Annotated in this window: 13 protein-coding genes; 3 read left to right on the forward strand and 10 right to left on the reverse strand. The window is 37.2% G+C overall.

The features are described 5' to 3' along the window. Nucleotides 1-29: 29 nt before the first annotated feature. From EG342_RS22830 to EG342_RS22850, 6 genes are read right to left on the reverse strand one after another with little or no spacing between them, the layout of a single operon-like run. The gene (locus EG342_RS22830; RefSeq protein WP_048506366.1) at nt 30-449 is read right to left on the reverse strand and encodes a hypothetical protein; all 420 of its coding nucleotides are present in this window, start codon (nt 447-449) and stop codon (nt 30-32) included. Between the two features lie 25 nt (nt 450-474). After that, nucleotides 475-849 carry a hypothetical protein gene (locus EG342_RS22835; RefSeq protein WP_123868161.1) on the reverse strand — a complete coding sequence of 125 codons (375 nt, stop codon included), beginning with the start codon at nt 847-849 and terminating at the stop codon, nt 475-477. 53 nt (nt 850-902) lie between these two features. Beyond that, complete coding sequence (locus tag EG342_RS25290; RefSeq protein ID WP_164465222.1) at nt 903-1076, reverse strand: hypothetical protein; 174 nt, start codon at nt 1074-1076, stop codon at nt 903-905. Nucleotides 1077-1125: 49 nt separating this feature from the next. Continuing rightward, nucleotides 1126-1662, reverse strand: a complete 537-nt coding sequence (locus tag EG342_RS22840; RefSeq protein ID WP_103290207.1) for an antirestriction protein ArdA — start codon at nt 1660-1662, stop codon at nt 1126-1128. A 27-nt stretch (nt 1663-1689) separates the two neighbouring features. Then, entirely contained in the window at nt 1690-1962 is a 273-nt protein-coding gene (locus tag EG342_RS22845) for a hypothetical protein (RefSeq protein ID WP_048506369.1), read from the reverse strand. Nucleotides 1963-1986: 24 nt separating this feature from the next. Next, nucleotides 1987-2391 carry a single-stranded DNA-binding protein gene (locus EG342_RS22850; protein WP_048506370.1) on the reverse strand — a complete coding sequence of 135 codons (405 nt, stop codon included), beginning with the start codon at nt 2389-2391 and terminating at the stop codon, nt 1987-1989. Nucleotides 2392-3303: 912 nt separating this feature from the next. Here EG342_RS22850 and EG342_RS22860 point away from each other — a divergent pair. Both EG342_RS22860 and EG342_RS22865 read left to right on the forward strand, forming a co-directional pair. Continuing rightward, nucleotides 3304-4908, forward strand: a complete 1605-nt coding sequence (locus tag EG342_RS22860; protein ID WP_103290211.1) for a hypothetical protein — start codon at nt 3304-3306, stop codon at nt 4906-4908. Nucleotides 4909-5597: 689 nt separating this feature from the next. After that, on the forward strand, nt 5598-5879 hold the full coding sequence (locus tag EG342_RS22865) for a hypothetical protein (RefSeq protein WP_073060384.1): 282 nt from the start codon (nt 5598-5600) through the stop codon (nt 5877-5879). 219 nt (nt 5880-6098) lie between these two features. Here EG342_RS22865 and EG342_RS22870 read toward each other — a convergent pair whose 3' ends face one another. Then, nucleotides 6099-7085, reverse strand: coding sequence for an aldo/keto reductase (locus tag EG342_RS22870; RefSeq protein ID WP_048506375.1), 987 nt, complete (start codon nt 7083-7085; stop codon nt 6099-6101). 394 nt (nt 7086-7479) lie between these two features. On the opposite strand from EG342_RS22870, the gene EG342_RS22875 reads away from it, so the two are divergent. Beyond that, a complete protein-coding gene (locus EG342_RS22875; RefSeq protein ID WP_048506376.1) occupies nt 7480-9339 on the forward strand; it encodes a PAS domain-containing sensor histidine kinase in 1860 nt (619 codons plus the stop codon). Nucleotides 9340-9357: 18 nt separating this feature from the next. Here EG342_RS22875 and EG342_RS22880 read toward each other — a convergent pair whose 3' ends face one another. The 3 genes from EG342_RS22880 to EG342_RS22890 all read right to left on the reverse strand — a co-directional run bounded on the left by EG342_RS22880 (nt 9358) and on the right by EG342_RS22890 (nt 11008). Further along, on the reverse strand, nt 9358-9690 hold the full coding sequence (locus EG342_RS22880) for a hypothetical protein (RefSeq protein ID WP_048506377.1): 333 nt from the start codon (nt 9688-9690) through the stop codon (nt 9358-9360). A 243-nt stretch (nt 9691-9933) separates the two neighbouring features. After that, the gene (locus EG342_RS22885; RefSeq protein WP_083429475.1) at nt 9934-10761 is read right to left on the reverse strand and encodes an SOS response-associated peptidase; all 828 of its coding nucleotides are present in this window, start codon (nt 10759-10761) and stop codon (nt 9934-9936) included. A gap of 4 nt (nt 10762-10765) precedes the next feature. Then, on the reverse strand, nt 10766-11008 hold the full coding sequence (locus EG342_RS22890) for a hypothetical protein (protein ID WP_048506379.1): 243 nt from the start codon (nt 11006-11008) through the stop codon (nt 10766-10768). Between the last annotated feature and the right edge of the window lie 29 nt (nt 11009-11037).

The raw sequence follows: 11037 nt of genomic DNA on the forward strand, positions 1-11037 counted from the left end.
GACTTTTCACAGTCACCTGTGGTTAAACTTTAATCTTCCGTATTTTCTGTAAATTCTATGGATACTATTTCTTTATCTCCGAACAGTAGTTCTATTGCCAGTTTCAGGCTATGGTGGGGATTTTCACACCCGACAAAGCGCACAAGGCAGTGCATCATAAAAATTGAATTGTGTCCCCAAAAAAGATGTTCGGAAAATATTTTCGGGCTTCTGTGAAGCTGAACATTGAGCCTTTCCAATAGCTTTTCAATTTCTGCGATCAGGCTATACCAATAATTCGCTGTTATCAGGCATTGGGGTGGCCAAGCCAGTTTAATATCTTCCTGCTTTTCCCGAAAATGGGTTATCTCCTTTTGAACAAAGCTGATAAGGTCTTTTAAATCTTTAGGGAATAATCGGGCTAGTACATAAGCCTTTTCTATATTGTTCATTTCGTCCAATGGTTTCATTTTGATAAATTTTGATGTGTAAAATTCAGTTCTGCGACCTGCGGTAAGTGCTTCGGTCAATGAAAGGTTCAATTCTGTATGCAACCCTTTTATTGACAAGATTTGCGTATTCAGTGGCTTTTTTCCTTGTTCGGAAAACCGCACCGTCTACTTTCCAAGTCACCTTATAATGCCTGATTGTAGAAGGCGATCTAAATGCGTAATAGTCTATCCATTTAAGTTCCTCGTCCCTGAACACCTTGACAGGATGGATATACAGCCCCTTTCCGTCAACATTCGGGTAATAGGTAGATGCCAATAATTTCTTCTCCCTGTCGAAGATTTCAAAGCGTACAAAATCTTTGTCGTGCAGGATGATCCTGAATAATTCATCTACATTGAAATGTGCGTTCAGTAGCACATTTTCGTCGTACTTTTTGTATGTTATTACGCCAATATTCATAGCGGTAAATTTTAAATGATTGATTTCTGACCGATTTTTTTAATCCTGATTATTGCCCCTATTGGACATCTTTCACAGGCCATTACCTGCTGAATTGCTCCCTGCTCTCCGCTGAGTGAGGTCACTTTGACCTTGAAAAAACCTGTATCATGTTTCAATGTTATTTTGAATGTTTCCAGTACCATTTTTTTAGATTTATAGGCGACTGCTTTCACAGTCGCCTGTGGTTAAACTTTAGTTATAGAATACGTGTCCGTCCTGGCTCCAATAGCTTCCGCAGAAAAGATCCCTTGCGTAGGCTTCATAATCAAAATACTCTTTCGCAAAATCGCTGAGATCTGAACGACCTTCTACCAGTTCCCGTGCAAAATCCTCCTCACTGTCGTAATGGGCTACATAATCATCTTTAAAATCACTGATAAGCTCGTCAATGTCACTTTTGGAAAAGTCTTTGTGATCATTGTCACACCAGATTAAAAATGCTTCAAGATCGTTATCGTCAAGATTTCCGAGGGCTTCCAGTACTTCAAAAGTGTTTTCACATAACCATGATTCGCCTATTAAGCCTTTGGGTATATGTTCGTAATCCTGAAACATAAACTCTGGGTCTTCCTCGTCACTGTGCAACTCGGCGCAGGCATCGTAAAACTCGCCCCTATCTGCATAATCGGACAGTTTTAGCCATTTTCCGAAAATTGACCCATCGTTATATTTAGCGTATGTTCCTACGTAAATACTAGCCTGTGTTATATCTATTTGAATTGTTGACATGATGTTAAATTTTTGAAGGTTTAAAAATTAGTTTGCACTTGCGACAAGCTGTTTTAATTTGGCTTTTACCGCCCTTGCAACCTCTCCGCGCCAAGTTGTCGCATTTGCAAGGAAATAATTGATTATCGAGCTTGCGGAATCTTCGTAATAGCTTTCATTTACGCTACTGAGTGAGTGCATTGCATCCAAATAAGGCACAGCCCCGAAATAGACGTTTTTCCAGTCTTTTCTAACCAATAGGGCAATCTGTGCTATATTATCGGGTATCTGTACCCCTGTATTTTGGGCTGATTTTTTCATGATGAATTTTAGATTTGCGTTGTTTTAAAATGGTAGATCATCGTCATTGTCCCCCGCAAATACGGATGTAGAGTTGCCAGTTTTTACAGTTTCCTTTTTTACTGTTTCTCCCCCCTGTTTTCCATCCCCACCGTGAAAAACTATGTCTGTTACGTGAAAATTCAGTCCTGCCTTTAGGTTGCCTTCTTTGTCTATCCACGCTCTAGGGCTGACCCTTCCCGAAAGTTCTACAATAGTGCCTTTAGTCAGGTATGGGGCAATGTTTGGAGTTCTCCAGTAGGCACAGTCAAAAAAAGTTGGCTGACTGATTTTTTCGCCTTCTTTGTTTCGGAAGGTGTGCCTAATCGCTACGCCAAAATTTACTACCTCTTTGCCGTTTGAAGTTGTTCTAACTTCTGCTGTTCTTGTGATTTTTGCGGTGATGTTCATAACGTTTTGTTTTATTGTTTTACATTGCTTGTTATGTTCTTCCAGTCCTTCCGAGGCTCGGCCCCGATATTATTTTCAAAAGAAAAAAAGGAAAAAAAGAAAGCAGACAAACAGATCATACAACTGCGTAGACCAAGAGAAAAAATGATTTAATGGGGGGGGCCTTTGGGGGGAAACCGTTCATTCACTTTTTTCTCTTGGTGGGATGTGGGTCGGATGGATGAACTAACTTGGCTGCCTTTTTATCCTTTTCTTTGAAAATGATATTCATTGAATTTCTATGCATAAAAAAATCCGGATATTTAGTTGTCCGGACATCAGAGATTTGAAAGGCAGATGTTGGGAACTGTTTTGGGATCTGACTTACAATTTTCTGATCATGGGAAGCCAAAAGCTCTTTTATGGGACGGAAAGAAGCTGGGAGGTAAATGTGCTTTGGCGTGCGCGATGGGAAACATACAATAATGCGAGAGCGATTGAAGTGGATAGCCCACAGCTCAGCGAGGACTTGGAACAAAAAGCGCGGTCTCAATTTGACACGCCCCGATACGAAAAAGATCACGACAAGTCAGATCTTCCCCTTATGCCTTCTGTCCCTATAATCTCAAAAAATTTAATTGGATCTTAAATGCGTTGTAAGTCGGCAAAATACAGCTATCACCATTGTATCTAACCCACTACACTTGAATTACATTTTTTAATCTAAACAAAACATGACAAATCGATTACTTTTAAAATCAAAAAAGAATTGAAAAACACCTTTTAATTTATTTCTTTTGAATACAAATAAACATGTCTCAATCATATTAAAAAATCAAAATATTTCGGGACAATTTGTTTTGTTAACCGTCTTAGATATAATCTTATGATGGACGAAAAATAAGCAGTTTAAATAACAATTATTAGATGTAGATGAAAAGAATTTATTATCTGAGCATGCTCCTGACCCTATTTGTGGGATTTCAGAGCTGCAAAAAAGATCATGTCAGTAGTTTAGAAAACAGCAATCAACAGGTTCTTTCGCTGAAAGCAGCATTTGAAAAACAGCATAGCGACAGTGGCCTTCCGGCGGACAGAAAAAATTTCAGCAAGAATTTCAATACGCAGATCCTATGGGACAGCGTGACTTTCAAAACGGCAGATACGGCAATTGTGAGGGTAAAATTGTTAAGTGATGTGAAAATATTCACGAACGATTCGATACCTGTCGACTTAAGCAACAACCTGATTTTAAAGGCGACTAAAAACCAAAAAAGAGAATGGGATTTTGTAAAAGTTATCTATCTGCCTGAATATGGGAAAGATATACCTAACGGGTTTACAGGACGTATTATTTCTGAAGGATATTTTGATAACAACTTTACCGTTACTAAATACTATGAAGGAAAGGCATATTTTTCTACATTTAATGCGGATAATAGCTGGCTTAAAGATAGGTCAGCACCTAAGCTGAAAGCAGGCGGACTACCCGGTGATCCAAGATGTCAGCCAGAGGAAGAAGAAGATCAGAGAACTGTTGAAGGTTATGTTGAAGGGCAACTCAATACCGTATGGACTTTTCCCAAGACAAAATTACCCCATGCTGCATGTTCCGATGATCCTATCCCAACAGGTACTGGCGGTGGTGGAGCTCCAGGTGCCCCAAGTGACAATTTCCCTAAACCAAATGTGGATGAACTGAAAAATCAGCTGAAAAACAAACCTTTTGCTTTAATCCCAAATATCGACTGTGCAATAATCAAGAAGTGGTTAGCAATGGCTAAATTCGCTATTGACCAATCGACGAAAGATAAAATTCGGAAATTTGATGTAGCATATTTCGGAAGTCCTGTTTCTCACGCACTTGATATAAATGATGCATTCAGTCCGTTGGTCAATATGGATTATTTCCCTATTAATATCGATAAAATGCCGACTATTAATGGAAAAACTGCAACCCCTGAGCAGTTTCAGGAACATATCCGCAAAAATATCAATAATTTTGTTGACACGTATTATTCGAAATTTTCACCATATGACAAATGGGGAGTTGCTGACCAAAATTTATGGAACTCCAGTAATCCAAAAAACGCTGTTATTACAATTGATATTTTAGGCCCTGATAACGGTTCTGTTATTGTGAGTAAGTATAATAGTGGAGGCTGGACTTTCACAACAATTTTTGAACCCCAATATAAGGGGCATCCAGTGTCCGGTAACCGGGATTTTGGTTTTGTAAAAAATGCGAATGGCTCCTATACGTTTTATACACGTGGCGTGGATAGATTATCCTATATCGACGGCAGCAATTTCCAAGCAGTTGCAAACTTTTTTGGCGTACCGAATGCAGGGCCATTCGGTAAAGCGGATGCATTATGGAATTCTTATCAAAAAATGGTTTCAGATTTCGTGAACAAAAACGGAGGAAAAGCAGCACCGGGAAAGCAAGAAATCCATCGTCCAGACTGGAATACGGTTAAAGATGTAATTGACGGTAAAAAGCCTTTAAGTACACTGAGTAGCGATTGTAAGGATTAATCATTAATTTTAAATATGAAAGCATTAAAAGTTTTATATGCCCTGTCATTTATGGTGTGCTTATTACAGCTCGTGCTCTGGCTTTTTACCCCGTTCATGGGAGTAGGTGCAATCTGGCATATGGTAACCGGCAGCGGTTTTTATTCAGACGCATACCCCGAAAGAATTTCTGAAATATCAGAAAAGTTGGGCATGACGGTTACGACATTTAAAATGGTAAATCAAATAGTATCAATCATCTACTTTATCACCTTGATAATACCGGTTTTGTCCATTTTCTTTTTAAAAAAATTCAGCAAACGTTCAATTTATATAACTGTTAATTGTCTTTTTGTTCTGAATATTCTGATCTTATTCAGTCTGTGGTTGCAAAAATTCCTGTAATTGTAATAAAAGCATCATTAGACAGGATTTGTTGATCGAACCGAGAGGAAAAAATAGAAAGCTATCCCAAAACAGGATAGCTTTCGTTATTATTGGACAACTATTTATATTTTTAGAGAAGATCGTTTTCATGTTAAACCCAAAATTTGAAATAACTTTAGCTTTTTATACGGCAATTTGAAACGATATCTGAATTAGAAACCGTAAATTGTATGTAAAGTTCCATTAGGAGTAATTATCATTTTAAAAGTAAGGTTAGGTGGTGTTACTTCATTGAATTTAAATCTGTCCAAACTGTCGTAATTATGAAAAAGATAATGTTTGACAATAGCCATCTTTATGCTGGTTCAATAGGAAAAATATTGTTTCCTGTCTCTTCCCGCAGCGCATATCTTGAAATAGATATTGAATTTACTGATGGAATCATAGCAAAAGGTGATATGGAAGTTCTGAATGACAAAGAACTGATCCTGAATGTCTACGAATATGTTACAGCTTCTGGAACCAAAATGAGTAAAAAATCCTGGTTCCTTAAAAAACTGGAAGAAAATATATGGAAAGTAGACAAAAAATATTCGGAATATTAACCATTTTCATTTATATTTTAGTTGGGGATAATAATGACAACCCAAAACTGCTCTACTGATATACTTTTTGACTTGAAAAAGAAAGCACCGAGAGAGAATTCGGTGCTTAGCTATATTTGATCATCTTCTAAGGAGGAAGATAACACTAAAATAAAATTTAATTCTGATATTCCGTTTGAAAAAGAAAAAATTAAATAACCATTTCTCTAGGCTAATAAATTAGGACGGAATTATTGATTTAAGTGTTTCAGGATAACGGTCGCCTTTAATAGCACCCATTGAAAAAGTGCTGTCCAAAAACAGAAGCTCTTCATTGGTAAATTTTATTTCAAGTGCTTTCAGGTTATCCGACACTCTCTCAGGACATCCCATTCCGATGATAGGTATAATATCATTTCCCTGATTGAGCAACCATGCAACTGCTATCTGGCTGGGGCTATATCCTTTTTGGGCACTAAAGTCTTTTAGAAAGTCAATGATTTCCAGATTTGCCGTAAGATTTTCGCTGTTGAATCTAGGCAGGGTGCTTCTGTAATCAGATTTAGAAAACGGGCCATTAATATCGCCTGTAAGGAGACCATAATAGAGAACTGAATAGGGTATCACTGAAATTTCCAAAGACCTTGCCATAGGTAAAATTTCATGCTCAATGAATCTGGTAGCCAGTGAATATTCAATTTCAAGTGCGGAAACCGGATATATTTCATTCGCAATCTTAAGCTGCCGGGCATTTACCTCTGACATACCAAGGTATCGGACTTTTCCTTCTTTAATAAGGTCTGCAATTGCTCCTACGGTATCCTCTAACGGAACATTGGGGTCTATGCGTGCGGGCTGGTAGAGATCAATGACCTCAACACCCAATCTGGTCAGGGAATAGTTGCAAAAATTCTTGATCGAAGATGGAGTACAGTCAAGACCGAGATAATCTCCTGTCGGAGATCTTCTGAGTCCAGTTTTTACACTGAGAAAAACTTTGTCTCTCTTTCCTTTTATGGCTTTTCCGATCTGCATTTCATTTAAGCCCATACTGTAAAAATCAGCGGTATTTATGAAATTAATGCCCTTTTCTATTGCTGTTTCTAACACTTTAATTATTCTTGAACTTTCCGTGGAATCAATATCCCTATTTGGTGTCATACTGCGTGTACCAATGGATACTGCAGAAACTTTTGGCCCATTTTTTCCCAAAGATCTATACTGCATCGAAATATAGGTTTAGAGGTAAATTAATTGTTATAGCGATATAAGCTTACTAAAATTAAAAATAATTTGCAGTAAAATAGAATAGCAAGCAGTGTTTTTTTGACCTAAATATTATAGAAATGCCTAAACAAATGATTTCTGTATTTGTTTTATTTAAACGCGCTCCATTAATACTATTAGTAACGTTTGGCTGGGTATTTTGCCCAGCCTCTATTTAATCTCTTCTGTTAATACATACAAATTCTATATCGCACAGTTATTTTATTCGCACATCACTGATATTTAACCAGTTGTGAAATAAGCCATACCACGTAGGATAAATAAATGATTATTGCGCTATATATTTGTATAATTAATAAATTTACTTAGTTAAAATATCGAAAGTTAATTGACTATGGCCCAACCTGAAAATGTAGAGGATCTGAGAATCGAATTAGAATCGCTAAAATATCGTGTGAAAGAGCTGACGGATTTTATCGAAAACGGAAGTATGCCCCTTCACTGGGTAAATGGGGACGGTATTATTATCTGGGCAAACCAGGCCGAACTCGATCTTCTGGGATATACCAAAGAAGAATATATTGGTTTTCCGATCCAGAATTTTCATGCCGATAGTGATATAATTTCGGAGCTATTGGTTAAACTTTCCAATAATGAAACGGTACAGGATTTTCCGGCCAGTCTACTGTCCAAAAATGGGGATGTCAAATATGTCAGAATCAGTTCAAATGTACTGATAGAGGACGGAAAATTTATCCATACGCGATGTTTCACCAGAGATGTAACCGAGCTGGTCAAAGAAGAAAAACGCAAGAACGAACTTCACCATCTACTTGCGGAAAGTGCGGAACGTTTACGGCTTGCGATTTCAGCATCTAACTTGGGTATATGGGAATTAGATTTAATTACCGGAAATATCCAAATTTCAGATGAACTTCGGCAGATGCTTGAAATCCCGATAGAAGTTGATGCAGGTGGTCTGCTTAAAGATTATATTTACCCGGAAGATAAAGAAAAGGTGGAATCCCATATTTCAGATGTGAAATATAGGGATAACGGTGAGTTTGATATTATTTTTAGATTTTTAAAATCGAATGCTATTCCTGTCTGGATCAGGGTGCAGGGAATTATACAGAAACAAGTAAGCGAAGGTTTACACAGGGTCGTCGGCTGCGTACTTGATATTACAGATCTAAAAAATTCAGAAGAGTACCATTCAAAACTTGTGGCCATAGTGAACTCTTCTTTTGATGCCATCATAAGTAAAACATTGAATGGAGTTGTCAGTACCTGGAACAGTTCTGCAGAAACAATATTCGGTTACAGTGCCGATGAAATGATCGGTCAGCCGATCATAAAGATAATCCCTGAAGAGCGCTTGGGGGAAGAAGATTATATCTTGGAAAAACTCAGGGCTGGGGAATCCATAAATCATTTTGAAACGCAGAGGCTGACAAAATCTGGTAAACTATTAGATGTGTCCCTGACAATATCACCCATTAAGAACGCCAATGGTGAAATCATGGGAATATCCAAAATAGCCAGGGATATTTCGGAAAAAAAACAGGAAGAAAGAAGGAAAAATGATTTTGTTTCAATGGTGAGCCATGAGCTTAAAACACCGCTTACTTCCATATTATTAAGTTCTCAGGCCATGCAAAGAGGTTTTAAGAATAATAATTTGGAAATAGGAAGAAACTTGTCAGTCGGGATCGAAAATCAGGCGAAACGGATGACTTCGATGATTCAGGATTTTCTGAACCTCGCAAAGATCGAGGAGGGTAAAATCAGGATGCATTTTGAATATTTTCAAATTTTAGGTTTGTTGCAGGAGATCGTATCGGAGGCAAGATATATCAGCGAAAAGCATATAATAAAGATTCAATGTAATTCCTCTCATGAAGTGCTTGCCGACCGAGATAAAATCGGTCAGGTCTTAACAAATCTTTTGACCAATGCCATAAAATATTCCCCCGAAGGCGGAACTATTGTGTTAGGCTGTGAGAAAATCAGTAATGCTTCTTTAAGGATTTTTGTCAGTGATGAAGGTGTCGGAATAAGTAATGCAGATCAGAAAGAACTTTTTAAAAGATTCTTTAGGGTCGAAAGGAAGGAACTTGCGAATATTTCCGGCTTTGGTATCGGCCTTTATATTGTCGCAGAGATATTGCATTATCACAATTCAATTATAAGTGTGGAAAGTGAAGAAGGTAAAGGTTCTACCTTTCAGTTTGTGTTGGAAAACAAAGATTAAAAAAATCGAATAAAAAAATTAAATCTTTCCAATTTTTGATTTCTTTCTTCGGTTGTTTTTTAGATTTTCATTAGATAAAAAACTACCAACAATTTGCCATTGGTCATTGTCTTTATCATATCTCATGCGCCATACTTTCTCAGGAACTTTGAGTCCTTTGGCATCTAAGTATTCACCTATTCTTAAAACAACTTCAAGAGCATTTACCTCTTCTATTACGGCATATGCTTTTTCACCACCTTGAAATTCAGCTATTGCTGGAATTGACCTTTGCCCAGGCTCAGGAATAAACATAAATTTAGCAGAACATCCGATATGGGCCTTGTTATGCTGAAAAATTATTCCATTCATATTTTTTATAGAATTCAGAAATTAATAAAGAAATGACATATTAGGTTGATCCTATCACAAGGCAATAACAACCCTATACATGCAAAGTTTAAAACATGGAATACATCTATTTGTTTTTGATGGTGCATAAGAAGTCATTAGTATGACAATTCCCATCATCTAACCAATTTATTGACCAACTTTAAATATTTAAAACGGCAACTTCTATGTAATGGGATTTTTTTAGCCGATCATTTTTAACTGTTAGACTTCATAAGAAAGATCAGGGATCTCATCGTAAACGAAAGCCTTTGAAGGAGTACCGGTTGTTTTAAATTCTTTTTCAACCGTATAAGCGACCATTTCAGTAGGATTTATCTGATAGGTTGCCAGCTCAGTAATTCTTTTTTCATCCAGATCTTCCATCATCCATTCCCAGGCAAGGTCATCAGGCAACATTGTTGGCATACGTTTTTTTGAATTATGAATTTGTCTCATTAAGCTATTTGCTTCTGTTGTTACCAGGGCTACGCAGTCAATTGTTTCTCCGGTTTCCTTATCAATCCAGTTTTGCCATATCGCTGCAATAAAAAAATACTCTTTGTCCTTTAAACCAATATGGTAAGGATATTTATCTGCTGTTTTTAAAGGCTGGTTTGTCTTTTTGTTCAGACGATAAATGTGTCGCCATTCGTAGAATTCACTAGACAGGATAAGGCATCTTCGATCAAGTGCAGCTTTGCGAAACATTTTTTCCTTGCCCGAATTTTCATCGATCAGCAGAAGCTCTTCTCCTTTAGCGTTAAGTGTTGTATAGGGTTGATGCCACTTACCCAGGGAGTCTTTGTATCCAAAACGCATCTTTTGAACCGCATCGCGATTTTTAATATAAGAAGGGATGAAACCCCATTCCATTTGCACAATTTCAAAATTACATTTGTCTTCGGAAGGACGCAGAACCGCTATCTTTCCATAATTAAAACCCTCGTGCAGATCCTGATTTAAAAAATCATAATTCACAACCGCTTTTTCCAAGTCCATTAAACGAATGAACTCAGCTCTTGAAACACGTTGTCCGTTATAATAACACATATCATTATTTTTTTAAATGTTTTAGGATTTCATTACCAAATAATTCAGCTTCTTTCTGTCTTCCCTGCGGAACACTTGTCCAGTTATTACCAGAAAAAGTGGAAATACGTGTAATTACAAGAGGTAATCTATCATCGGAAAAGATCAGTCGATATATTTGCTGATCATTTACCGTATGTTCAGATACAGCAATTTTTACACCTTCTGATATGATTTCAATTATTTTATTCTCAAAAAGATTGCCCATTCAATTATTTGTCAATGATTTACCACAAT

This window comes from Chryseobacterium lactis, assembly GCF_003815875.1.
GTDB lineage: Bacteria > Bacteroidota > Bacteroidia > Flavobacteriales > Weeksellaceae > Chryseobacterium > Chryseobacterium lactis.

What these genes read in the sequence shown, in the direction of transcription:
- EG342_RS22830 (WP_048506366.1), bottom strand. Translation starts at nt 449, where the DNA reads ATGAAACCATTGGACGAAATGAACAATATAGAAAAGGCTTATGTACTA.
- EG342_RS25290 (WP_164465222.1), bottom strand. Translation starts at nt 1,076, where the DNA reads ATGGTACTGGAAACATTCAAAATAACATTGAAACATGATACAGGTTTT.
- EG342_RS22840 (WP_103290207.1), bottom strand. Translation starts at nt 1,662, where the DNA reads ATGTCAACAATTCAAATAGATATAACACAGGCTAGTATTTACGTAGGA.
- EG342_RS22845 (WP_048506369.1), bottom strand. Translation starts at nt 1,962, where the DNA reads ATGAAAAAATCAGCCCAAAATACAGGGGTACAGATACCCGATAATATA.
- EG342_RS22850 (WP_048506370.1), bottom strand. Translation starts at nt 2,391, where the DNA reads ATGAACATCACCGCAAAAATCACAAGAACAGCAGAAGTTAGAACAACT.
- EG342_RS22860 (WP_103290211.1), top strand. Translation starts at nt 3,304, where the DNA reads ATGAAAAGAATTTATTATCTGAGCATGCTCCTGACCCTATTTGTGGGA.
- EG342_RS22865 (WP_073060384.1), top strand. Translation starts at nt 5,598, where the DNA reads ATGAAAAAGATAATGTTTGACAATAGCCATCTTTATGCTGGTTCAATA.
- EG342_RS22870 (WP_048506375.1), bottom strand. Translation starts at nt 7,085, where the DNA reads ATGCAGTATAGATCTTTGGGAAAAAATGGGCCAAAAGTTTCTGCAGTA.
- EG342_RS22875 (WP_048506376.1), top strand. Translation starts at nt 7,480, where the DNA reads ATGGCCCAACCTGAAAATGTAGAGGATCTGAGAATCGAATTAGAATCG.
- EG342_RS22880 (WP_048506377.1), bottom strand. Translation starts at nt 9,690, where the DNA reads ATGAATGGAATAATTTTTCAGCATAACAAGGCCCATATCGGATGTTCT.
- EG342_RS22885 (WP_083429475.1), bottom strand. Translation starts at nt 10,761, where the DNA reads ATGTGTTATTATAACGGACAACGTGTTTCAAGAGCTGAGTTCATTCGT.
- EG342_RS22890 (WP_048506379.1), bottom strand. Translation starts at nt 11,008, where the DNA reads ATGGGCAATCTTTTTGAGAATAAAATAATTGAAATCATATCAGAAGGT.